The organism is Actinacidiphila bryophytorum (assembly GCF_016916835.1).
GTDB lineage: Bacteria > Actinomycetota > Actinomycetes > Streptomycetales > Streptomycetaceae > Actinacidiphila > Actinacidiphila bryophytorum.
The window spans coordinates 1-22,107 of the sequence record NZ_JAFFIX010000012.1 but is presented as its reverse complement, the minus strand read 5'-3'; the positions used below and the strand labels follow the sequence as shown (position 1 = coordinate 22,107).

19 protein-coding genes and 1 pseudogene are annotated in these 22,107 nt (G+C 74.7%); 10 read left to right on the top strand and 10 right to left on the bottom strand.

Annotated elements, in window-relative coordinates; genetic code table 11:
* The first annotated feature begins 16 nt into the window (after positions 1-16).
* The 6 genes from JT723_RS18925 to JT723_RS18900 are packed head-to-tail and all read left to right on the top strand — an operon-like array spanning position 17 to position 7,716.
* Positions 17-502, top strand: a complete 486-nt coding sequence (locus JT723_RS18925; protein ID WP_205045871.1) for an NADH-quinone oxidoreductase subunit B family protein — start codon at positions 17-19, stop codon at positions 500-502.
* Positions 499-2,967, top strand: a complete 2,469-nt coding sequence (locus JT723_RS18920) for a proton-conducting transporter transmembrane domain-containing protein (RefSeq protein ID WP_251512685.1) — start codon at positions 499-501, stop codon at positions 2,965-2,967. The genes JT723_RS18925 and JT723_RS18920 overlap by 4 nt, the downstream gene beginning before the upstream one ends.
* Positions 2,964-3,926 carry a respiratory chain complex I subunit 1 family protein gene (locus tag JT723_RS18915; RefSeq protein WP_205045870.1) on the top strand — a complete coding sequence of 321 codons (963 nt, stop codon included), beginning with the start codon at positions 2,964-2,966 and terminating at the stop codon, positions 3,924-3,926. Before JT723_RS18920 ends, JT723_RS18915 begins: the two co-directional genes overlap by 4 nt.
* Positions 3,923-4,648: a hypothetical protein gene (locus tag JT723_RS18910; protein WP_205045869.1), complete on the top strand. Its 726-nt coding sequence runs from the start codon at positions 3,923-3,925 to the stop codon at positions 4,646-4,648. The genes JT723_RS18915 and JT723_RS18910 overlap by 4 nt, the downstream gene beginning before the upstream one ends.
* A complete protein-coding gene (locus JT723_RS18905; protein ID WP_205045868.1) occupies positions 4,645-6,174 on the top strand; it encodes a proton-conducting transporter transmembrane domain-containing protein in 1,530 nt (509 codons plus the stop codon). The genes JT723_RS18910 and JT723_RS18905 overlap by 4 nt, the downstream gene beginning before the upstream one ends.
* A 33-nt stretch (positions 6,175-6,207) precedes the next feature.
* Positions 6,208-7,716, top strand: coding sequence for a hydrogenase large subunit (locus tag JT723_RS18900; RefSeq protein ID WP_205045867.1), 1,509 nt, complete (start codon positions 6,208-6,210; stop codon positions 7,714-7,716).
* Position 7,717: 1 nt separating this feature from the next.
* Here JT723_RS18900 and JT723_RS18895 read toward each other — a convergent pair whose 3' ends face one another.
* From JT723_RS18895 to JT723_RS18880, 4 genes are all read right to left on the bottom strand, one after another.
* Positions 7,718-8,443, bottom strand: coding sequence for a TetR/AcrR family transcriptional regulator (locus JT723_RS18895; protein ID WP_251512683.1), 726 nt, complete (start codon positions 8,441-8,443; stop codon positions 7,718-7,720).
* A 68-nt stretch (positions 8,444-8,511) separates the two neighbouring features.
* Positions 8,512-9,423: an SDR family oxidoreductase gene (locus JT723_RS18890; RefSeq protein WP_205045866.1), complete on the bottom strand. Its 912-nt coding sequence runs from the start codon at positions 9,421-9,423 to the stop codon at positions 8,512-8,514.
* 16 nt (positions 9,424-9,439) lie between these two features.
* Positions 9,440-10,189 carry an SDR family oxidoreductase gene (locus tag JT723_RS18885; RefSeq protein ID WP_205045865.1) on the bottom strand — a complete coding sequence of 250 codons (750 nt, stop codon included), beginning with the start codon at positions 10,187-10,189 and terminating at the stop codon, positions 9,440-9,442.
* Positions 10,190-10,306: 117 nt separating this feature from the next.
* On the bottom strand, positions 10,307-11,320 hold the full coding sequence (locus JT723_RS18880) for an alpha/beta fold hydrolase (RefSeq protein WP_205045864.1): 1,014 nt from the start codon (positions 11,318-11,320) through the stop codon (positions 10,307-10,309).
* Positions 11,321-11,543: 223 nt separating this feature from the next.
* Between JT723_RS18880 and JT723_RS18875 the strand changes: the two genes are divergently transcribed.
* Positions 11,544-12,830: a hypothetical protein gene (locus JT723_RS18875; protein WP_205045863.1), complete on the top strand. Its 1,287-nt coding sequence runs from the start codon at positions 11,544-11,546 to the stop codon at positions 12,828-12,830.
* Positions 12,831-12,849: 19 nt separating this feature from the next.
* On the opposite strand, the gene JT723_RS18870 is transcribed toward JT723_RS18875, so the two are convergent.
* Entirely contained in the window at positions 12,850-14,034 is a 1,185-nt protein-coding gene (locus JT723_RS18870) for a hypothetical protein (RefSeq protein ID WP_205045862.1), read from the bottom strand.
* A gap of 166 nt (positions 14,035-14,200) precedes the next feature.
* A complete protein-coding gene (locus JT723_RS18865; protein WP_205045861.1) occupies positions 14,201-14,662 on the bottom strand; it encodes a hypothetical protein in 462 nt (153 codons plus the stop codon).
* Between the two features lie 111 nt (positions 14,663-14,773).
* Here JT723_RS18865 and JT723_RS36450 point away from each other — a divergent pair.
* From JT723_RS36450 to JT723_RS18850, 3 genes and pseudogenes are all read left to right on the top strand, one after another.
* Positions 14,774-15,181 (top strand): annotated as a pseudogene (locus JT723_RS36450) (SpoIIE family protein phosphatase); the annotation flags it as partial.
* Between the two features lie 100 nt (positions 15,182-15,281).
* Positions 15,282-15,836 (top strand): ATP-binding protein, encoded by a 555-nt coding sequence (locus JT723_RS36160; protein WP_205045860.1) that lies wholly within the window; start codon positions 15,282-15,284, stop codon positions 15,834-15,836.
* Between the two features lie 22 nt (positions 15,837-15,858).
* On the top strand, positions 15,859-16,701 hold the full coding sequence (locus tag JT723_RS18850) for a class I SAM-dependent methyltransferase (protein WP_372441337.1): 843 nt from the start codon (positions 15,859-15,861) through the stop codon (positions 16,699-16,701).
* An 11-nt stretch (positions 16,702-16,712) separates the two neighbouring features.
* Here JT723_RS18850 and JT723_RS18845 read toward each other — a convergent pair whose 3' ends face one another.
* The 4 genes from JT723_RS18845 to JT723_RS18830 form a co-directional block, all read right to left on the bottom strand.
* Complete coding sequence (locus JT723_RS18845) at positions 16,713-18,695, bottom strand: LppU/SCO3897 family protein (protein ID WP_205045859.1); 1,983 nt, start codon at positions 18,693-18,695, stop codon at positions 16,713-16,715.
* Positions 18,692-19,660: a protein phosphatase 2C domain-containing protein gene (locus tag JT723_RS18840; RefSeq protein ID WP_205045858.1), complete on the bottom strand. Its 969-nt coding sequence runs from the start codon at positions 19,658-19,660 to the stop codon at positions 18,692-18,694. The genes JT723_RS18845 and JT723_RS18840 overlap by 4 nt, the downstream gene beginning before the upstream one ends.
* A 2-nt stretch (positions 19,661-19,662) precedes the next feature.
* Complete coding sequence (locus tag JT723_RS18835; protein WP_205045857.1) at positions 19,663-20,340, bottom strand: vWA domain-containing protein; 678 nt, start codon at positions 20,338-20,340, stop codon at positions 19,663-19,665.
* An 84-nt stretch (positions 20,341-20,424) separates the two neighbouring features.
* A complete protein-coding gene (locus JT723_RS18830) occupies positions 20,425-22,071 on the bottom strand; it encodes a DNA/RNA non-specific endonuclease (protein WP_205045856.1) in 1,647 nt (548 codons plus the stop codon).
* Positions 22,072-22,107 lie beyond the last annotated feature (36 nt).

Below are 22,107 nucleotides of genomic sequence, written 5' to 3'. Positions count from 1 at the left end.
ACCATGAGGAGTGGGGATGGGCGGCCTGTTGCGCAAGATCCGGCGGACCGGGCGGGTGGCGGAGGCCGCGCCGCCGCGGCCTGAGCCGGGTCCGCTGCCCGCCGCCCGGGAGCTGGGCGGCTCGGCACAGGTGCGCTGCATCGACGCGGGCTCCTGCAACGGGTGCGAGATCGAGATCGGCAACGCCTTCGGCCCCGTGTACGACGCCGAGCGTTACGGCGCCCGGCTGGTGGCCTCGCCCCGGCACGCCGACGTCGCCCTGGTCACCGGCCCCGTCACCCGCAACATGGCCGAGCCGCTGCGGCGCACGGTCGCGGCGATGCCGCAGCCGGCCCTGGTCGTCGCGGTCGGCGACTGCGCCCTGGACTGCGGCGAGTTCGCAGGCGGCTACGGGGTCGAGGGCGCCGTCGCCGACGTCGTGCCCGTCGACGTCAGGGTGCCCGGCTGCCCGCCGGAGCCGGCTGCGATCGTGGCGGCGCTGCGTACGGTCACCGGCCGGTGAACGCGATCGGTCCCGCTCTCGCGGTCGCCGCGGGCCTGGGCGGTGCCGGTTCGCTGGCCGGCGCCCTCGCCCCGGCCAGGGTCCGCCCGCTGGCCGCCGGGGTGTGCACCGCGGGCCTCGGCGCCGCCGGTGTCGTGGCGGGCGCGGCGGCGCTGGGCGGCAGCCGCTACGGCGTGTGGCTGCCGGGGCTGCTGCCGCTGGCCGGGGTGCGGCTCGCGGTCGACGCCCTGTCAGGGCTCTTCCTGGCGGTCGCCGGCGCGGTCACCGTGGCCGCGGCCGTCTACGGCATCGGGTACGCCTCCCCGGGCGGCACCCACGACCAGCCCCCGCCGGGCGCCGGCCCCGACGGCGCATCCCCGGGCGGTCACGACATGGCGGCCGCCTCGCCCAGCGGTGGCGGTCACGACGACGGGGTGGGCGGTTCGTTCGGTGTGGGGCACGCCTCGCCCGGCGGTGGCGGTCGCGGTGACGCGGTGGGCGGTTCGTTCCGTGGGCACCCGTCGCGCGGCGGTGGGGGTCGCCGTGACGCGGGGGCCGGTTCGTTCGGTGTGGGGGACGCGTCGCCTGGTGGTGGTCGCGGTGACGGGGCGGGCGGTTCGTTCGGTGGGCACCCGTCGCCCGGCGGTGGCGGTCACGACGACGGGGCGGGCGGTTCGTTCGGTGTGCGGGACGCCTCGCCCGGCGGTGGGGGTCGCCGTGACGGGGCGGGCGGCACATACGGCACCGCGTACCCGGGAGGCCGCCCCGCGCAGGGGATCCGCTCGCGCGGCGCGCAGGCCGTACTGCCGCTGTTCGCGCTCGCGCTGCTCCTCGTGCCCGCGGCGGCGTCCGTCTCGACCTTCCTGCTCCTGTGGGAGCTGATGGCCCTCACCTCCCTGCTGCTGGTGCTGGCCGAGCACCGCGAGCGGCCGTCGGTGGGCCAAGCGGGGCTCTGGTACGCGGTGATGACGCAGCTGGGCTTCGTCCTGCTGCTGGCCGGGCTCGGCCTCTTCGCCGCGCGGGCCGGCGGCGAGTCCTTCGCCGACCTGCGCGCGGGCGCGGCCGGGATGTCGCCCGCCGTCAGGGGCACGGTCTTCGTCGCCACGGCGGCGGCCTTCACCTCCAAGGCCGGCCTCGCGCCGCTGCACGCCTGGCTGCCCCGGGCGCACCCCGAAGCCCCCAGCCACGTCTCGGCGTTGATGAGCGCGGCCATGGTCAACCTCGGTGTCTACGGTGTGCTGCGCGTCGGCTTCGACCTGCTCGGCGGCGGCCCCGCCTGGTGGTGGCTGCTGCTGACCGCCGCGGGCGGGCTCTCCGCGGTGTACGGCATCCTCCAGGCGGCCATGGCCTCCGACCTCAAGCGGCTGCTGGCGTACTCGACGTCGGAGAACATGGGACTGGTCGTGGTCGGCGCCGGGGCGGCCGGACTCTTCCGGGCCGCGGGCGACGAGCCGCTGGCCGCGCTCGCGCTGGCCGCGGCACTGCTGCACGTGGTCAACCACTCAGCTTTCAAGGCCCTGTTGTTCTGCGCCGCCGGTTCGGTCCTGCGAGCCACCGGGCTGCGCGACCTCGACCGGCTGGGCGGCCTGCGCGCCCGGATGCCCGCCACCGCAGGCCTGTTCGCGGTCGGGGCGCTCGGGGCGGTGGCGCTGCCGCCGGGCAACGGCTTCGTCAGCGAGTGGCTGCTGCTCCAGGCGCTCGTGCACGGCTTCGCGGTGCCGGGTGCGGCCACCGCGGTCGTCCTGCCGCTGGCCGTCGCGGTGATCGCGCTGTCGGCGGGCCTGGCCGCGGCGGTGTTCGTGAAGGCGCTCGGCGTGGGCTTCTTCGCCCGCCCGCGCAGCGAACCGGCGGCGCGGGCCGCCGAGAGCCCGCCCGCCATGCTGGCCGGCATGGGGCTGCTGGCCGCCGGCTGCGCGGTCCTCGCCCTGGCCCCGGGGCTGCTCGGCGGCCCCCTGGCACGGGCCGCGGCGGCGGCCGGGCCGGCCGGCGGTACGTCACTCGCCGGTGCCGGGCTGAGCGTCCGGCTGCACCACACCTCGGCCTCGCTGTACCCGCTGTGGGTCGCGCTCGCCCTGGTCGCGGGCGTCGCCGCCGCCGCGGGGCTCGCCCGGCTGCCCGCCCGCCGCGGGCGGCGCCGCGACGCGCGGCTGTGGGACTGCGGGGGCGGTGCCCCCACCCCGCGCATGGCGTATACGGCGACGTCGTTCGCCGAGCCGCTGCAGCGGGTCTTCGACGACGTGCTGGCACCGGAACAGGACGTGCATGTCACCCCGGTCCGCGAATCGGCCTACCTCGTCCGCCGCGTCCGCTTCCAACGCCTGGTCCCCGACCGCATCGAACACCGCCTCTACCTCCCGGTCCTGACCGCCCTCTCCCGCACGGCAGCCCGAGCCCGCCACCTCGCCACCGGCAGCGTCCACCTCTACCTGGCCTACGGCCTCTTCGGCCTGGTCACGGTCCTGGCGGTCCTGGTGGTGGGCTGGTGAGCGGCGTCGGGTACGTGGCCGTGGGGGCGCAGGTCGTGGTCGTCGTCGGTGGGGCGCCGGTGCTGGGCGGGTGGATGCGGCAGGTGCGGGCGCGGCTGGAAGGGCGGGCGGGGGCCGGGGTCGGGCAGCCGTGGCGGGATGTGCGCAAGCTGCTGCGCAAGGAGGCGGTCACCCCGGTCGGCACCGGGCCGGCCTTCCGGCTCGCGCCCCTGCTGCTCGTCGCCACCACGGCGGTGGTCGCGGCCCTCATGCCGCTCGCCTCCACCCGGACGCCGGTCAGCGGCAGCGCCGACCTGATCCTGGTGGTCGCGCTCCTGGCGCTCGGCACGGTGGCGCTGGCGCTCGCCGGCCTGGACACCGGCACGGCCTTCGGCGGCATGGGCGCCTCGCGCGAGATGACGATCGCCGCCCTGGTCGAACCGACCATCCTGCTCGCGGTGTTCGCCGTGTCGATCCCGGTCGGCTCGACCAACCTCGCCGCGATCATCGCCGGCACGATCCACCACCCGGCCCGCCCCGCCTCGCCCGCCGGGCTGCTCGCGGTCGCGGCGCTCGCGGTGGCGGTCCTGGCCGAGGCCGGCCGCATCCCCGTCGACAACCCGGCCACCCACCTGGAACTGACCATGGTCCACGAGGCGATGGTCCTGGAGTACGCGGGCCCCGACCTGGCCCTGGTCGAACTCGGCTCGCAGATGCGGCTGGCCGTCCTGCTCGGGCTGCTCGGCTCGCTCGCCGCGCCCTGGGGCACCGCCACCGGCGGTTCGCTGCCGCTGCTGGGCCTGGCACTGGTCCTGCTGGTGGTCAAGACCGCGCTGCTCGGCACCCTGCTGGCCGCGGCCGAGGTCTTCTGGGCCAAGGTGCGGCTGTTCAAGGTGCCGGAACTGCTCGCCGGCTCCTTCCTGCTGGCGCTGCTCGCGGTGGTGGCCTCGTACTTCCTGACGGGGGAGGCGGTCCGTTGACCTCCGGTGCGTACACGCAGCTGCTCGACCTGGCCTGCGGTGTGCTCCTGCTGTGTGCGGTGGTCGTGCTGTGGCAGCGGGAACTGGCCGTGCTGGTGCGGGTCCTGGCCGTGCAGGGTGCGGCGCTTGCCGCGATCGCCGCGGTGCTGGGCGTGCACGAGCGGCGCTGGGGGCTGCTCGTGGTCGCCGCGGGAGTCGGGGTGCTGCGGGCCGGCGTCCTGCCGTACCTGCTGCGGCGGGCGCTCGGCGCGCGGACCGGCGGCGCGGCGGACCCGCCGCCCCCGGCCGCGTACCGCTCGCCCTACCGCGAGGACGTCAGCGAGGCACGCGAGACCCGGCCGGTGGTGAACGTCGCCGCCTCGCTGGTGACGGCCGCGCTGCTCACGCTGCTCGCCTACGCCGCCGCCCGGCCGCTGGTCGCCCTGCACCCCACGCCCGCGACCAGGGCGCTCCCGGTGGGGCTGGCCGTCGTGCTCGTCGGCTTCTTCGTGCTGGTCGCACGGCGTAGGGCGATCGCCCAGGTCGTCGGCTTCCTCACCCTCGACAACGGCATCACCGCGACCGCCTTCCTCGCCGCTTCCGGGGTGCCGCCGATCGTGGAGCTGGGGGTGTCCTTCGACGTGCTGCTCGCCGTCCTGGTGCTGCACGTGCTGACCACCCGGATGCGGGCCGCCTTCGGCGGCACGGACCTGGACGACCTGCGGGAGCTGAGCGACCGATGACCCCCACCGACTCGGCCCTGCTGCTGACCGCGCCGGTCGCCGTACCGCTGGCGGCCGCTGCCGCCCACGCCGTCGCCTGGCGCCGTGCCGCCGCGTCCGGCGGCACCGCACCCGGGCACCGGCTGACGCAGTGGGCGGGGCTGCTCGCGCCCGCCGCGATCCTGGTGTCCGCGGTGGTGCTGGCCGCGTCCGTGCCCTCCCACGGACCGGTCACCGCGTACGGCAGGCTGCTGCGCGCCGACGGGCTCAGCGTGTGGATGCTGCTGGTGGTCGGGGCCGTCGCCCTGCTGGCGCTGGCCGCGAGCCCCGGCTATCTCGCGGGCGAACGCGCCGCCGGGCACACCGACGAGGCCGGCGCCCAGCGCTACCACGCCCTCGTCCCCGCCTTCCTCGCCGCGATGTGCCTGGCCCTGCTGGCCGCGAATCTCGGCGTCGTGTGGGTCGCCATCGAGGCGACGACCATCGTCACCGCCTTCCTCGTCGGCCACCGGCACACCCGCACCTCGGTCGAGGCGGCCTGGAAGTACGTGGTGATCTGCTCGGCCGGTATCGCGCTGGCCTTCCTGGGGACCGTGCTCGTCTACTACGCCGCACGCCAGGCCGGGGTCTCCGAGGCGTCCGCGCTGGACTGGCCCACGCTCGCCGCCCGCGCCGACCGCCTGGACCCGGCGGTGACCCGGCTCGGCATGGCCCTCGTCGTCCTCGGCTTCGGCGCCAAGGCCGGGCTCGTACCGCTGCACGCCTGGCTGCCCGACGCCCACAGCCAGGCGCCCGCACCGGTGTCCGCGCTGATGTCGGGGGTGCTGCCGGCGGTGTCCTTCACCGCGCTGCTGCGCTTCAAGGTCATCGCCGACACCGCGCTGGGCACCGGCTACACCCGCGCGCTGCTGGCAGCCGTCGCCCTGCTCACGCTGTGCCTGTCGGCGGCGCTGCTGCTCGCGCAGCGCGACTACAAGCGGATGCTCGCCTACTCCAGCATGGAGCACATGAGCGTGATCGCCCTGGGCGCGGCGATCGGCAGCCCCGCGGTGATGTCGGCGGCTTTGCTGCACATCGCGGGCCACGGCCTGGCCAAGACCGTGGCCTTCTGCTCCTCCGGGCACATCCTGCGGCTGCGCGGAACCACCCGGATCGGCCGGGTGCGCGGACTGCTGGCCCAGTCGCCCGCGCTGGGCGCGGTGTTCGGCCTCGCGGTGGTCGCCCTGCTGGGGATGCCGCCCTTCTCGCTGTTCGCCTCCGAGGTCGGCATCGTCCGCGGCGGCTACGCGGGCGGGCTCGGCTGGGCGGTGTCGCCCGCCCTGGCGCTGGTGCTGCTGGCCTTCGCCGCGCTCGGCTACCGCACCGGCCGGATGGTGCTCGGGCCGCCGCAGCCCGCGGGCCGCCCCGGGGATGCGCCGCACGCGCTGGGGGCGGTGGCGGCGGCGCCGCTGGTCGCGGGGCTGGTCGCCTGCGCCGCACTCGGCACGGCGCTCGGCCCGCTGTCCGACCTGCTCTCCGCCGCCGCCGCGATCACCGCGGGACGCTGACGATGCCCACCGCGACCACCGGAGGACGCTGACATGCCCGCCGCCACCCGTACGGTCCACGACGTCGGTACGGGGGAACTCCCGCGCCGCGCACAGGAGTTGCTGGCGGCCGGGCACCGGCTGGCACTGGTCGCCGCGCACCACGACGGCGAGGGCGCCCCCGGCGGGCGGGCGCTGCGCGTGGTCTACCTCTTCCTCGCGGGGCCGCCCGACACCCGCACCGAACTGCACGTACGCCTCGACGCCGACCGCCCGCGCGTCCCCTCGCTGGCCGGGCTGTCCTTCCCCGCGGGCCGGTTCGAGCGCGAGATGCACGACCTGCACGGCGTGGAGCCGCTGGACCACCCGCTGCCGCGCCGCCTGGTACGCCACTTCCACTGGCCCCGCGGCTGGTATCCGCTGCGCCCCGACGCGGGTCCGCCGCCGCCGTTCGGCGAACCGGAAGGCCCCTACCCCTTCCTGCAGGTCGAGGGTGACGGCGTCTACGAGATCCCGGTCGGCCCCGTGCACGCCGGGCTCATCGAGCCGGGGCACTTCCGCTTCTCCGTCGTCGGCGAGACGATCATCAAGCTCAAGGCGCGGCTGTGGTTCGTCCACAAGGGCGTCGAACGGCTCTTCCAGGGCCGCGACACCGACGCGGGTCTGCGGCTGGCAGAGCGCGTCAGCGGCGACACCGCCGTGGGCCACGCCCTCGCCTACTGCCTGGCCGTCGAGGAGGCGACCGGCACCGAGGTGCCCGAGCCCGCCCGGCAGGCGCGCGCCCTGCTGCTGGAGATGGAGCGGGTCCACAACCACGTCGCCGACCTCGGGGCGCTGTGCAACGATGTCGGCCACTCCGTGCTCAACGCCCACGCCCAGCGCATCCGCGAGCAGCTGCTGCGGCTGAACCAGCAGACGACGGGCCACCGGCTGCTGCGCGGCGGTGTGCACCCCGGCGGCGCCGCCCTGCTCGCTCTGCCGAGCCCCGCCACCGTGCAGGCCCTGCGCGCCGACATCCGCGAGGTCGCCCACCTGGCGCTCGGCCACAGCACCGTACGCGACCGCTTCACCGGCACCGCACGGCTGTCGACGCGGGCCGCACGCGACCTGGGGTGCCTGGGCTACGTGGCCCGCGCCAGCGGTGTCGCCGCCGACGCGCGCCTCGCCCACCCCTTCCACGAGGCGGCGGCCCCGAAGACCGTGCCCGTACGCACCACCGGCGACGTCCTGGCCCGCTTCCTGGTGCGGGCCGAGGAGATCGACCTCTCGCTCGACCTGATCGACGACCTGGCCGCGGCCCTGGGCGCCCCCGGCACCTACGCGGTGCCGCTGGCGGAGGTGCGGCGCCCCGCGTCGGGAACCGGTGTGGCCGAGGGCTGGCGCGGCACCGTGGCCACCCGGGTGGAGACCGCCGCCGACGGCACCCTGACCCGGGTCAAGCCCGTGGACCCGTCCTTCTTCAACTGGCCCGCCCTGCCGGTCGCCTTGAGGTCGACGATCGTCCCGGACTTCCCGCTGGCCAACAAGAGCTTCAACCTCTCCTACGCGGGCAACGACCTGTGACCTACCGCAGTCTGCCCAGCCACATCAGCAGCAGCGCCGTCTCCTCCGGGCGCAGCGCCGCGGCCGGCTGCTGCTGCAGCAGCGCCGCGAGGCGGAGCGCCGCCAGTGCGACGGGGTCGCCGGGGGCGGGCCGCACCGCGGCGGTCTCGTCCAGGCAGGAGGCGAAGACCGCGTCGCGCACCCGGGTCGACAACTGCGGGTCACCGAAGCGCCCGGGCTGGGCGAGGATGCTCAGGGCGACCCCGACGTTCGCCGACAGGATCGCCTGCGCGGCCTCGTCCGAGGGGATGCGCAGGGCGCCGACCGCCGCGCACCGGTCCAGGGTCTTCTTCAGCAGCTCGAAGATCCGGTTCGCGGGCTCTGGCACCTCCCGCAGCACGGGCGAGAACATCAGCCGGTAGAGCGCCCGGTTGGTCAGGGCGAAGTCGGTGTGGTCGTCCCAGCCCGCCCGCAGGTCGGCGACCGGGTCGTCGGTCGTGGCCAGCGACTGCTTGCGCGAGATGTAGCGCTCGAAGCCGTTCTCGACCAGGGCCGTGAGCAGGCCGTTCTTGTCGCCGAAGAGGCGGTAGAGGATGGGCTGGGTGACACCGACCGCGTCGCAGACGGCCCGGGTGGAGATGTCGTTGTCCTGGGAGGTGCTCAGCAGCTCCTCCGCCGCGTCGAGCATGCGGGCGCGTATGTCGCCGGCTTTGGCGGCCCTGCCGGTGGCGTCGGTCGTGCCGGGCACGGGTCTCCTTCCTGCCGCCGGCCGGGGCCGGGGCGATGTCGTCGTCAGCGCTCGCGACCGAGCGGGTCTCAGAGCGCGGCGTTCTGCGGCAAGAGCTCCTCGATGCCGATGCGATGGTAGAACTCCTGCCGGATGCGGTCGCTCACCGCCGAGACCACCTCGCTGCCGTCCCTGCTGGGGTCGACGTGCGTCCTGAACGGCCGGGTGCCGTGCGGGAGGCCGACGACCCGGACGATCTCGTCCGCGACCTCGTCCACCGTCCGCCCCTCGGGGAAGAGGCCGGTGAGCGCCTCTTCCATGGAGTTGCGCAGGGTGCCGTACTCCTGGTCGTAGGCGCCGGTCCGCCGGACGTCGGCGGGCCGCGTGGCGTGGGCGAAGTGGTTGGTGCCCGTGGGGTAGGCGCCGGGCACCACGATGACGGTGTCGATGCCGAACTTGATGACCTCGGCCGCGTAGCTCTCGGCGAGGGCGTCCATGCCGGCCTTCGCCGCGAAGTAGGGGGCGAGGAAGGGCGGGTGGCCGCCGCGGGTGGAGCTGGACCCGACCCACACCAGCAGGCCGCGGCCCTGGGCGCGCAGGTGCGGCAGGGCGGCGCGGTTGACCCGCTGGGTGGACAGGACGTTGATGTCGTAGAGGTCGGCGAGCTGCTCGGGGGTGAAGGCCTCGGCGGGGCCGAGGGTCATGTGCCCGGCGTTGTGGACGACCACGTCCAGCCGGCCCTGCTCCTGGACGATCCGGGCGACGGCCGCGTCCACGGACGCCTGGTCCTGTACGTCCATCTCGACCCCGCGGACGTCCACGCCCTCGGCCGCGGACAGGTCGGCGAGTTCGGCGACGCGGGGCGCGTTGCGGCCTTCGGTGGCGCGCATGCCGGCGTACACGATGTGCCCGGCCCTGGCCAGGGCGCGGGCGGCGAGGTTGCCGAAGCCGCTGGACGCGCCGGTGACGACGATGACGTGCGAGTCGGTGCTGTGTGCCATGGTGATCGTGTCTCCCTCAGACGATTCCGCCGTTGTCCCGGATGGTCTGGCCGTTGACCCAGTGGCCCGCGGGACCGGCCAGGAAGGCGGCCAGTTCGGCGATGTCCTCGGGGGTGCCGAGCCGCTCCAGGGGCGACTGCGCCGCCAGGCGGTCCACGGTCTCCTGGTCCTTGCCGTCCAGGAACAGCGGTGTGGCGGTGGGGCCGGGGGCGATGGCGTTCACCGTGACGTCCCGGCCGCGCAGCTCGCGGGCCAGGACCAGGGTCAGGGCCTCGACGGCGCCCTTGCTGGCCACGTAGGCGCCGTAGCCGGGGAACTGCAGGCCCATGACCGAGGTCGAGAAGTTGACGAGGGCGCCGCCGGGGCGCAGCCGGCGGGCGGCCTGCTGGTTGACGACGAAGGTGCCGCGGATGTTGGTCCTGTGCATCGCGTCCAGCTCGTCCAGGTCCAGCTCGGCGATGGGCTTGAGCTTCATGACGCCGGCGGTGTGGACGACGGCGTCCAGGCCGCCGAAGGCGGACTCCACGGCGTCGAAGGCCGCGGCCATCGCGGTCTCGTCCGCGACGTCGCCGCCGACGGCCAGGGCCTTGCCGCCTGCCGCGGTGATCTCCTCGGCCAGGGCCTCTGCCGTGGCCTTGTTGCCCGCGTAGTGGACGCCGACCGCGTAGCCCTCGCGAGCCAGGCGCTGGACGACGGCCTTGCCTATGCCGCCGGAGCCGCCGGTGACCAGGGCGACGCGGTCCGCGGTGTCAGTTCGGGTGGGCATGGTGCCCCTCCTTCATTTCGTTGCTTACCTGCTGGCGCTATCAACGATAACACAACATTGGAGCATCGATACGTCTTCGGTGTTATCGATGAAATGAAGGAGGTGGCAGGCGCCGGGCTACCGCAGCCGCACCGACCGGGAGACCTCGTCGAGCCAGCCGCACAGCAGCGCGCTGACCTCGGCGGGGCGCTCCTGCTGGATCCAGTGGCCGCAGCCGTCCAGCAGGTGGGAGGACACCAGCCCGGGCAGGGTCGCGGGGAAGGCGTCGATCGCGTCGGCCATCCAGGTCGTGGAGGCGTCCCTGCTGCCGCCCGCGAAGAAGGACGGCTGCGCGATGGCGGCGCCGTTCAGCTCGGCGAGGTCCTCCCAGTCGCGGTCCATGTTCCGGTAGCGGTTGAGCGCACCCGTCAGGCCGGTGCGCTCGAACTCGCCCGCGTAGACGTCGAGCACGTCGTCGGTCAGCCAGCCGGGCCTGCGGTCGCGGGGGAAGCGCTCGCGCAGCGTGCCGCCCGCGCTGACGAAGTGCGGGTCCGGCTCACCCTGTGCCGGCATGGTGTCGGCGGACAGGGCCGCGTAGAAGCCGGCCAGCCAGCCGCGCACGTCGGGCTCGATCTCGGCCTCCGCCCGGCCCGGCTGCTGGAAGTACGAGACGTAGAACTCCTCGTCGCCGGCCAGCTGCGCGAAGACGTCGGTGGGGCGGGGGCCGCCGGGCGGTGCGTAGGGGACGCTCAGCAGGCCCACCGCACGGAAGACCTCGGGGTGCAGCAGCGCGGAGGCCGCCGCGATGTTCGCGCCCCAGTCGTGCCCGACGACCACCGCGGACTCCGCCCCGAGGGCGTGTACGAGGGCGGCGTTGTCGGCGGCGAGCGCCCGCATCCGGTACTCCTCGGCCGACGCGGGGCGCGAGGACCTGCCGTAGCCGCGTACGTCGAGTGCGACCGCGCGGTATCCGGCCGCCGCGAGCGCGGGGAGCTGGTGGCGCCAGGAGTACCAGGACTCGGGGAAGCCGTGGACGAGCAGCACCAGCGGCCCCTCGCCCTGCTCGACGCAGTGCAGCCGCCCTGCGGGCGCCTGCACGGTGCGGTGGCGCGGCTGGGCGGTGTCGGGGTTCGTGTTCTTCGGCTGCTGCATGGCTGCTCCTGGGTGTGCGGGGCGGCTGCCGTGGCTTTCCTGATCATGCGGGGCGGGCGCGCGGCGAGGCGAGCGTCGTTGCCGCTCCGGCAACTCGGGTACGCCGGCCGGGTAGGCGGCGGCGCCCTTGGCATGGCACGCTGAACTGACGAATCATCAGCACCATGCGCCCCGGCACTGCTCGGCGCCGGGAGCGGGTGGGCGGCCGAGGGGGAGGAAGGCCATGGGAGACGACAGGCAGCGCATCGCACGGCGGACCGTTCTGACGGGTACGGCCCTGGGGGCGGCGGCCCTGGCGGTGGCTCCCGCCCAGGCCGCCCCCTCCGCCCGGGAAACCGGAGCCGCCCGGCCCCGCGGCGCCCGCCCCCGCCCCCGCAGCCAGGTGACCGCCAGGCCGCTGGCGAACACCGACGGGTCGCACCCCCTGGTGCTGCTCCGGGACGTGAGCCGCAGCGGCCAGGTCCTGGGCATGCTCGACCTCGGCGACGGCGCGGCCGACCGCTGGCCCGAGGCGGTGTGGGCCGACGGCAGGGTCACCGTGCTGCAGTCGCCGGTGGCCGGCGCCTCCTGCAACGCCGTCAGCGTCAACGACCTCGGCCAGGCGGCCGGCGACCATGTCGTCGCGGGCCGGCAGACCGCCACCGTGTGGACCGGCGGCGAGCCGCGGGTCCTGGACATCGGCACCCTCTACAGCACCGCCACCGCCGTCAACAACCTCGGCCAGGTCGCCGTCCGCGGCTGGAACGAGCCGGGCGGGGAGACCGCCACCTGGAACACGGTGTGCCTGGTCGACGGCGACACCGTCACGACCGTCACACCCCCGGCGTCGGCGAACGGCATGGGGCTGCACGCGCAAGGCGTGGACGACAGCGGCGGCGTCCTGGTCGTCGGCTTCCGGCCGCAGAGCGGCGACCGGGCCGCCTTCCTGTGGCGCGACGGGGCGGTGGTCGCCGACTTCAGCCACATCGACGGCTACCCGACCTACTTCGGCCTCCAGGGCGTCGCCGGCCCGAACGCGCGTGGCGACGTCGCCGGCGACTACTACCCCGCGGTCTCCGGGGGCGGCCCGCTGCCGCGCGGCTTCCTGTGGTCGGCCGGCGCGCTGCACGACGTCCCCGGCCTCGGCGGCGGCAACGCCATGGTCACCCTCTTCGGCCGGCGGCCGCTCAACGACCTCGGCGACGTCGTCGGATGCACCGACCTCGGCTCAGGGGTGCGCCACCCCTTCCTGTTCAGCGGCGGCAGTTCCACCGACCTCGGCACCCTCGGCGGCACCAGCGCGCACCCCGTCGCGGTGAACAACCGCCGCGAGGTCGCGGGCGACTCGACCCTGCCCGACGGCACGACCCGCGCCTTCCTGTGGCGCAGCGGCGGGACGACCGCGATCACCCCGCCGCAGGGGTACGCCACCACGTCGGCGTTCGGCCTCACCGAGCAGGGCCAGGTGATCGGCCAGGCCGTGACCGCCGACGGCAGCGCCGCCGGGTACTTCGCCTGGACGGTGGCCTGACCGCCGCCGGGCCGCGCCATCAGGCCATGCCGAGTTCGTAGCTGCTCTGCACCCACTGGCTCAGGTCGGCGAGGTCGGTCTGCACCTCGGCCCAGGACTTCATCCGCTTGCCGAAGGTGCGGATCTCGAACGGCACCATCATCGCCTCCTCCTCGGCGTGCGGGGCGATCTGCCGCATGCCGCCGAAGACGTCCTGCTGCGGGATGGACGTGCCGCCGGTGAAGGCCGCCGTGGTGTAGTCGAGCAGGACGACGGGGTCCTCGTCGATCTTGCGGACGGCCGTCTCGTAGAAGCTCCGCTTGTCCTTCAGGCCCGCCTCCTGGTAGTCGTCCGCGAGCAGCGTGGTCAGGATCTCGTGGTTGTTGCGCAGGTAGGTCTGCACCATGGGGTCGAGGCGGCTGTGGACGTCGGCGAGCGGCGCGCGGCTCAGCACCACGGTCCGGTTCTTGATGTTGGACTCCGGACGCTTCTGTTCGACCTCGTCCGCGTGGTCGGCGAAGGCGACGACGTTCATGAACAGCAGTTGCAGGTAGCCCAGCACCTGGCGCCTGCGCTTGGCCTGGGCGCTGAGGTCGCGGTCCTTGGACCGCCCGACGTCCGCGGTGCCGCGGGGCACGAACTGCTCGGCGGCCTGCTCGGCGAAGTGGTGCGCCTGGTGCAGCCGGTGCCGGGCCTCCGGCAGGTACTGGCCCTCGCGCGCCGGGGCGGCCGAGCGCAGCCGGTCGAAGAAGGTCGCCATGCCGCCGAGCGGCACGCCCACGGAGTAGTGGACGAAGAGCCCGTCGCCGTTGCCGGGCGTCCCGGCCTGCTCCAGGTAGCCGTTCCCCGGGTCGAGCAGGGCGCCCTGGCCGGCCGGCAGCATCGTCAGGAGCGCCCCGGAGGCGTGGCTCAGCGTCACGCTCCCCGCGGTGTAGAGGGCGTCACGGACCGCCCGGATGCGCTGGAGCGTGTCCGTCAGCGCGAGGGGTCCGCTGGTGAAGCCGTCGCCGACGACGGACCAGGGCTTGGTGACGAACTCCAGGTTGGAGTAGTTGCCGCGGAAGCCCGGCAGGCTCCGGCTGTCCGAGACCACCCGGAAGAGCGGCTTTCCCAGAGCCCCCGCCGGCTGCCGGGTGGGACACGCCGCCAGCTTGGTGTCGCCGGGGATCTTCTTCCCCGCCGCGTCGGTGACGGGAAGGCTGATCTCGATCTCGAACCCGATCATGGATGGCTCCTTCGCCCTGCGCCGTCCCGCACGCTCGCGACGGCCGCCTCGGGCACCATCGTGGTCCGCCCGGATATACGCCCGATAAGCGGGCAGTTCAGACCTTCCGTGCGATCGCGGAGGAGCCGTCCGCGGGGTCGCCCGAGCAGGCTCCGGGGGGCTCGCGTCAGCCGGTCGGCTTCCTGACCGGCGGGCAGGCCGCCGAGGGTGCGCTGCCGCAGCGCAGCCGGGCCTTGGCGCTCGCCCCGCAGTAGTCCTTGCGCTGCGGCTTGTGTACGCCGAAGCCCGTGGCGACCGCACCGGCGGGCAACTGCCCCGCCGGGCCGCCGGCCAGCGTCAGGCGGGCCACCCCGTCGGGTCCCGAGGACTTCGTGCCGACGTAGACCCCGGCTCCGGCCGGCTGCCCCGCGCCCTCGTCGTAGAGCCAGAAGTCGAGCGGCCGGCCCGGCAGGGGTCTGCCGTCCGCCGTGAGCGTCGCGGTCAGCGGCAGGTCGTCGGTGATCGCCGCGACCGGCGTGTCGCGCACCGACAGGGACACGGCGGTGCACCCGTAGGCCTGCGACGGCGAGCAGCCGGTCAGCGGGGCCGCGAGGAGCAGCCCGGCAAGCCAGAACAGTCGTCGTCGCATCGCAATCGTCCCCCAGTCCCTGCCCCCGCGGGGCGCCTCCCGGCCCCCGCTCACATGCTGTGACGGTAACGCGGGCCATCGCTTGACAGTGCGTCAGGAGCGGCGGGTTCTGTGCGGAACTTGTGCGGACGGACCCGCCAGGCGGCGAGGTCGGCCGCCTGGGCGGCGCGCGGCGAACCGGGGGAATCCCTGCATCTCGCCATAATTCGTGGTGATGTCAGATGCGGTGCCGCGGGAGGTCCCGCGGCCCGCCGAGCAGCCGGCCCCGTGTCCGGGAGGTCCCGCCATGCCCCAAGCCCGCCCCGAGGAAGGACCGCGCGGCGGCGGAGCGGGCTCCGGCGCGTCCCCGCCCGCCGGCGGCCCGACGGGCTCACCGTCGGCTGCGCGCTGGCCTTCTACGACCCGGTGGCCGGCACCTGCACCGTGGCCCGTGCCGGGGGACCCGCGCCGACGGTGGTCTTCCCCGACGGGACCACCACCGTCCTGGACGCCCCCTCGTGCCCCGCGCTCGGGGCGCAGGGCGAGCCGCGGCCACCCTCCCCCAGAGCCTTGCCCGGGGGTACCCCCAGGCTGCTTCGACCTGCCCGACGGCAGTGTGCTGGCCCTGCACACCAGGAGCGTGGCAGAACCGGGACCCGCGCTGGTGCGCGCGCTGGCGACCTCCGACGGCGACCTCCAGAAGGCCTCGGACGACGCGCTGACGGAGGCCTTCCCCGACGGGCCGGGAGACGACGCCATCCTCTTCCTGGCCCGCACGCGCGTCCTCGGCCCCGACCGCACCCGCTCGTGGCAGCTGCGCAACCGCCCCGAGAGCGCCGCCGAAGCCCGCCGCGAGGTGTCCCGGCAGCTCGCGGAATGGGGCCTGCACGAGCTGGTGCCCAGCACCGCACTGCTCGTCAGCGAGCTGATCACCAACGGCCTGCGCTACTCCACCGGCGAGATCGGGCTGCGGGTGATCCGCCGGGAGAACACCCTGGCCTGCGAGGTCACCGACACCAGCAGGACCGCGACCACCTTGCGCCGCGCCCACGACGACGACGAGGGCGGCCGCGGCCTTTTCCTCGCCGCCCAGCTCACCCACGACTGGGGAGTGCGCCCCACCACGGGCGGCAAGAAGGTCTGGGCGGAACAGCTCCTGCCGGGCCACGACTCCGGCGCACCCGGTGCCGGATGACCGCGTTCACGGAGGTCAGGCGATGAAGCAGCCCGGCGGGGACATGGGAGGCGCTGGCGTGGGCAGCGGGGACGCGGCCGGCGGGCGCTACGGGGAGGCAGTCTTCCCGCCCGGGCAGGCCGGCGAGGGCGAGCGCATCGACTTCGGCGCGCTCGCCTACGACGACACCACGATGGCCCGCCTGCACGCGCTCGGCGCCGGCCCCGGGTGGCACTGCCTCGACGTGGGCGCCGGTACGGGGACGGTCGCCCGCCGGCTGCTGCGCGAGGCCCGGGTGGAGAGCGTGGTCGCCGTCGACCGCGACGTGCGCTTCCTGCGCGAGCGGCCCGCGCCCGGACTCGACGTGCTGGAGGCCGACATCACCGCACCCGGCACGGTGCCCGGCCGCTACCGGCTGGTCCACGCGCGCTTCGTGCTGATGCACCTCCAGAAGCGCGAACAGCTGATCGCCGCACTGGCCGAGCGCGTCGCACCCGGCGGTGTGCTGGTGCTCAGCGACGCGGTCGACCTGACCAGCGACCGTACGCCCGCCACCCCCTACACCGCGGTGATGCGGGCGATGTGGCAGGGGCTGCGGGAGAGCATCGGCACGGACGTCTCGTGGGTGCCGTCCTACCCGCAGCTGCTGCGCCAGGCGGGGCTGGGCTCGGTGGGGGCCGAGATCCATGTGCCGCCGCTGCTGCCCGGCAGCCCCATCAGCCGCTTCTGGGCCGACACATGGCAGCGCAGCAGGCCCGCGATGCTCGCCACGGGCCAGGTCGACGACGCGTCCGTGGACGCCGCCGTCCGCTACCTGGACTCCGACCGGTGCGCTGCGCTGTCGGCCGGCATGCTCACCGCCTGGGGGTGGAAGCCCGTGCGGTGAGGCGGGCCTGCCTATGTCGACCGCCAGCACACCGTGTAGGCGAGCGCCGGGTAGTCGGTGGGCTCCCAGGTGGTCCAGCCGTCGTTGCCGCAGAAGGACGCGGCCCGGTACCGGCTGGTGCGCCCGGTGACCACCACGTTCGAGGCGGCGCAGGAGCCGACGTTGGTGAAGGTCGCCTGCCCGCCGCTGCCGGACTTCAGCAGGCATTCGCGCTGCGTGGCGTATCCGGCGTCGTCGGGGTAGTTCATGGACAGGCACAGCAGCACGTCCAGGCCCGAGTCGTGGGAGACGGTGAAGGTCTTCCACTCGTTGTAGTGCGGCCAGGACGTGCACTTGGTGTGGTCGCCGGTGCCCCGGTAGGCGGCCAGGACCTTGAAGTTCCCGGTGCCGCAGCTCACCGTGCCCCAGGAGCCGCCGGGGGTGCCGTAGACGCAGTCGCCCTGGTCCGCGTGGTAGGCGGTGCCGCCCGAGCTCTGGTAACTCAGGCACAGCACGCGGTCGTTGCGCGACGACGACACGCTCTCGTCGTTGTCGTCGACGTCGTCGCAGGCGTCCAGGTCGGTCGTGCCGCGGAAGATGTCCACCACCTTGAAGGCCCCGTCGGTGCAGTCGGTCGCCTCCAGGTCGGCGTGGCCCGAGGTGCCGCGGTCGTAGAAGCACGAGCCGACCTCGGCGTCGGCGACCGGGTCGTCGGGGGTCGGCGGGTCCTCAGGGGTGTCGCTCGCCGGGGGCTCCGCCGGGTCCGGGTCGCCGGTGTCGTCGGGGTCCGGCAGGCCCGGGTCAGCGGGGTCGGCGTCCGGGTCCGCGGGGTCGGTGAACCCGGTGTCCTCCGGGGCGGGTTCTGCCGTGGCGGAGGTCGCCGCGGCGGCGGAGCCGGAGCCGGAGTGGCCGGAGTGCGTGGTGGCGACACCCGCGATCGCGACGACCACGACCGCGACACTCGCGGCCAGCGCGGACCAGCCCCTGGCCCTGGCCGTGCTGCCGCTGGTCGCGGCGGCGGGGGCGGTGGCCGTGGCGGTGGGTCCTCCCGGGCGGGGGCTGCCAGGCCCCCGCCCGGTCTGCAGGACCGGCCCCGTGCCCGGTCCTGCCGTCGTCGGCGCCGCCGCAGGGACGGTCGAGGCCGTCGCGACGGCGGCGGCCAGATGCTCCGCCCACAGGGCGGGCGTCGGGCGCCGCTTGCGGTCGGTGTCGAGGCTGCAGCGCGCCAGGTCGGCGAGCGCCGGGGCGACCGCGGACAGCACGTCGGGGTCCGCCGCGGTCTGGTCGCGGGCGATCAGGCGGACGGCGAGCAGCGCCAGCTTGTAGACGTCGCCGGCCCCGGTCGCCTTCTCCTCGCCGTCGGGGACCTGCCAGTCGGGGGTCTCGGCCTGCGGGAGCACGGTGGTGCCCCGCAGCCGCATGGCGTCGGCGTCGATCAGGAAGCACTCGGCCTGCGGGGAGGTGCTGAACAGCAGGTTCTTGGGGGAGAGGTCCCCGACGGTGATGCCCAGGCGGTGCAGCCGGCTCAGCGTCGCGGCCAGGTCGCCCAGCACGGCCAGCCGGTCCCGGGTGCTGACGGTCAGTCCGACACCGGCCACGTAGGCGTCGTCGTTGAGGAGGTACTCCATGGTGGCGAGCCGCCGGGTGCTCCCGGTCCCGTGCAGGGTCCTGAAGTCGAAGCGGAAGCGGTCGGGGACCGCGCGCATCAGGAAGCCGCAGGTCTTCCCCTGGCGCTGGACCACGGCCGCGGGCCACGCTGTCTTCTCGCACAGCCACGCGGCGTCCGCGGCGTTCAGCTCGCCGACGAGTTCGGCCCGTGCCAGCAGGGCGTCCGGCTGCAGGGAGGGCAGGACGGCGGCGGCGTACTCCTTGTAGACCACGTCCCAGCCGCCGCCCGCCGCCCGGTTGATCCTCCGGTTGGCGACCTCGTGGACGGTGCCCTGCCCGCCCTGCCCCAACTGCCCGCCCAGGGTGAGCCTGTGGTGCTCGACCACCGGGACCCGCGGCGGGTTCACCGCCGGCCCCCCGGCGCCGAGGGCCACACGGCCAGCAGGGTGCGGTCGTCGTCGAAGGTCTCCCGGGAGAAGTCCAGCAGGTGGGCGAGCCACAGCGGCGGCAGCGGGCGTGCGAGGTGGGCGGCGAAGAGCGAGCCGACCTGGCCGTCACCGTCGCCGAGCGGGTCGGCGAACCCGTCCGTGCCCACCAGCAGCACCTCGCCGGGGGACAGCCGCCTGCCGGTCTGCTCCAGCGGGTCGGGCACGTGCGGCAGCGGCGTCACCGTACTGGACACCAGCAGCACGTCCGTGCCGGTCTTGGTCGGGAAGAGCTGCTGGTACCGCCCGCTCGCGCGGTCCAGCGCCCACGCCCCCGAGTCCCCGACGCGGCACACCTCCACCACGGGACCCTCCGGGTGCGGCCGGACCACACCTGCCACCAGCGTCGTCGCGTACAGCCCGGCCACCTCGCTGAACTCGGGGTCCTTCCCGCCGAGCCGCCAGCGCGTCAACTCCCCCAACCGGTCGGCCGCCCGGCACGCCACGTCCCGCAGGTCGACCCGGCCGCCCGCACCGTCGAGCAGGTCGAGCATCCGCTCCACGGCGGCCCGGCAGGCCGCGACCGCGCCCTGTTCCGCCTCCGACGCGCTGGAGACGCCGTCGGCGACGGCGAAGACGACGCTGCCGCTGGCCGCATGGACCGCCGCGCGAGCCGCGTCCTGCCGCGGCTGCCGGTAGTAGCGGTGCTTGGCACCGCGAACGGACGCGAAGCGCATGGCCAGTTCACCGGTCGACCAGCCGTCGCACTCGGTGTCGGGGACGTCGTAGGCGTACTCGCCGGGCGGCAGCGCCTCGAACTCCGGCCCCGGGGTGCCGACGGTGATCCGCTGCCAGGGCTGCACCGACTGCCAGGGCGGGGGCGGCGGAGCGGCCGGCGGCGGCACGTCACGCGGGCCTGCGGGCACTGGTGCGTTGTCGGTGTCCACGCTCACACCTCGTCGATCGCCATGGTGAACTGCTCGGGACGGTTGACCACGAGCTGCGGGCTCGCGGAGTTCAGGGCGTGCCCCGAGGCCACCAGGCTGGACGTCAGCGAGTGGAAGAACTCCGAGATCGCCTGGCCGAGGTCCGTCCCGGACTTCGCGACGAAGGCGAACTCGGGGCGGGTGGCGACCTCCAGCATGGTGTCGGCCCGCGCGTCGCCGATGCCGCAGGCGATGATGTTCGGCGCCGTCGGGGTCTGCGACCTGTCGGTCAGCTGCGCATGCGGGCTGCGCCACGACCTGCCGTCGGTGGGCTGCCCGTCACTGAGCAGGAACACCACGGGGCGGTGCACCTTGTAGCCCTCGCCGCGCAGCCACTGCACGTCGGCGGGGATCCGCTGCAACAGGTCCTCGAACACCGCCTTGTAGCTGGTCAGTCCGCGGATCACCATCTGCGGAAGTGTGCTCTCGGTACGCATGTCGGCCACCGCGAGCCGCACTTGGACGTCGTCGGAGAAGCCCAGCACCGCCAGCCGCAGCTTCGCCGCGACCATCGGCTCGGCGCGCAGCCCCTCGCACAGCGACGTCAACCCGTCGGACAGGTCCCCCAGATAGGGACTCATCGACCCCGACTCGTCCGCCAGCACATAGGCCGGCAGCAGCACACCCCTTGTTTCCGACATGCGGATCCTCTCCCGTGGTGGTCTTCTTGTGGTTTCTGCGGCCAGGGCCTGCTGCCCCGGCCGCACCTCGTCCTGCGGTGGGTCTCAGGACCCGTCCTCGCAGTGGCTTCCGGCGCCGGTGGGGTTGTTCACCACCACGCACTCCTCGTCGACGTCGCCGTGCGTGACGTAGTCGACCGTCGTCGGCACCGCCGAGTCCGGGTCGTCGTAGTGCGGGTACGCCTCGACGTACACGTGCCCGCCGGACTTGATCGCGCCCACCACCGGCTTCTCGGCGTGGTCGAACATCCACTGGTTGGCGGCCCCGTACAGCGGGACGAAGTTGCGGGTGTCCTTGTTCGAGCCGCCCATGGCGTAGCCGATGAGGTGCCCCCGGGACCGGTTCTTCTCCGGCAGGGTCGTCAGGCCCGGCAGCGCGAAGCGGAGACCGGGCCGGCCGGGCGGCGTGTAGTTCGCCGGGCCGAGCTGTCCGAAGGCGCCGGTGGCCACGCACGCCCCCGCGTGCTTGTGGCGGGGCAGGTAGACGATGGTGCTGCCGGTGAATCCTGCGCCGGTGTTGCAGGGGTCGCCGGCCCGGTCGTCGTCGGGGACGGTCACGGTCCCGTCGACCACGGCCGGGCGGCCGTCGACGGTCGCGGTGCCCTGCCCGCCGTGGGCCAGGACACCGTCGAAGGCACGCCCCGCCCCGTCGGTCCCCGCCCGGCTGCTCCGCAGGGCGACGGCCAGGTAGTGCCCGTTCTCCTCGGGCACGAGGCCGTCGTAGACCGCCGACAGCGGCAACTGCGCCGCGTCCGCCGCCCGCACCCCCGCCGTCGCGCCCGGCAGCAGCCGCACCGCGACGGGTTGGAAGCGCATGGGGACGTGCTGGGCCACCGCGTAGCCGGCGAGCGAGGCGACCTGGCCGGAACGCGAGACCGGGTCGCCGCCGGGCGCCTGGGCCGGCTGCGCGCCGGCCGGTGCCGGCGGTTGCGCGGCATCCGCACCCTCGGCCATCGCGGCGGCCTGCGCGGGCGGCGCGTCGAGCAGCTCCTGCAATGCCGCCACCATCTGCGCGAGCAGCTGCCGCCTGGTCGACTCCGCCTGCTGCTCGTCGGAGGTCCAGGCCGCGGCCCGCGCATTGTGGTCGGCCAGGTCCGCCGCCAACTGCGTCTTTTGCTCGGTGAGTTGTGCTTCCTCGGTGTCGAGCTGCCCGCGCTCGGCGGTGATCGACGCGGACTCCTCGTCCAGCGCGGCGCCTTCCGCGTCGAGTTGCTGCTTCTCGGCCTGGGCCGCGTCGTAGCCGGCCTGCTCGGCGGGCAGCACATAGGTGTGCGTGGCAGCGTTGAAGGCGTCCACTTTCGCGTTGTGGGCGTCGAGCTTCTGGTTGTGGGCGGTCACCCGGGCCGCGCACGCGGCGTCCTTGGCGTTGTACGTGTCCCTGGCCGAGTCGAACGTCGCGGCCGCCCGGGTGAGCGAGGCCTTGTCGGTGGTCAGCGCGGTCTTGCGCTGCTGCAGCGCGGTGACCTGGGTGTTGTAGATGACCGTCTTCATCGTCAGGCCCGCGGGGAAGCTGCCGTTCACCGGCAGGGCGGCCGGCACCTCGGCGGTCGCCGGCGCCGCGGCCGAGGCGGTGGCTGACGCGGTGTCTGCGGCGGGGCCGGCCTGGAGTATCGGCACGAGCAGCGCCGTCAGTGCGGGGACGAGGGCGCCCCGGCCGTGCGTGCGGCGGGCTGCGCCGCGAGGTGCGCTCATCGGGTCACCCCGGCGGCGATCCGCGGGGTGTTTGCG

Coding starts and splice junctions, on each gene's coding strand:
- JT723_RS18925 (WP_205045871.1), top strand. CDS start 17: ATGGGCGGCCTGTTGCGCAAGATCCGGCGGACCGGGCGGGTGGCGGAG.
- JT723_RS18905 (WP_205045868.1), top strand. CDS start 4,645: ATGACCCCCACCGACTCGGCCCTGCTGCTGACCGCGCCGGTCGCCGTA.
- JT723_RS18900 (WP_205045867.1), top strand. CDS start 6,208: ATGCCCGCCGCCACCCGTACGGTCCACGACGTCGGTACGGGGGAACTC.
- JT723_RS18890 (WP_205045866.1), bottom strand. CDS start 9,423: ATGGCACACAGCACCGACTCGCACGTCATCGTCGTCACCGGCGCGTCC.
- JT723_RS18885 (WP_205045865.1), bottom strand. CDS start 10,189: ATGCCCACCCGAACTGACACCGCGGACCGCGTCGCCCTGGTCACCGGC.
- JT723_RS18880 (WP_205045864.1), bottom strand. CDS start 11,320: ATGCAGCAGCCGAAGAACACGAACCCCGACACCGCCCAGCCGCGCCAC.
- JT723_RS18875 (WP_205045863.1), top strand. CDS start 11,544: ATGGGAGACGACAGGCAGCGCATCGCACGGCGGACCGTTCTGACGGGT.
- JT723_RS18870 (WP_205045862.1), bottom strand. CDS start 14,034: ATGATCGGGTTCGAGATCGAGATCAGCCTTCCCGTCACCGACGCGGCG.
- JT723_RS18865 (WP_205045861.1), bottom strand. CDS start 14,662: ATGCGACGACGACTGTTCTGGCTTGCCGGGCTGCTCCTCGCGGCCCCG.
- JT723_RS18850 (WP_372441337.1), top strand. CDS start 15,859: ATGAAGCAGCCCGGCGGGGACATGGGAGGCGCTGGCGTGGGCAGCGGG.
- JT723_RS18835 (WP_205045857.1), bottom strand. CDS start 20,340: ATGTCGGAAACAAGGGGTGTGCTGCTGCCGGCCTATGTGCTGGCGGAC.
- JT723_RS18830 (WP_205045856.1), bottom strand. CDS start 22,071: ATGAGCGCACCTCGCGGCGCAGCCCGCCGCACGCACGGCCGGGGCGCC.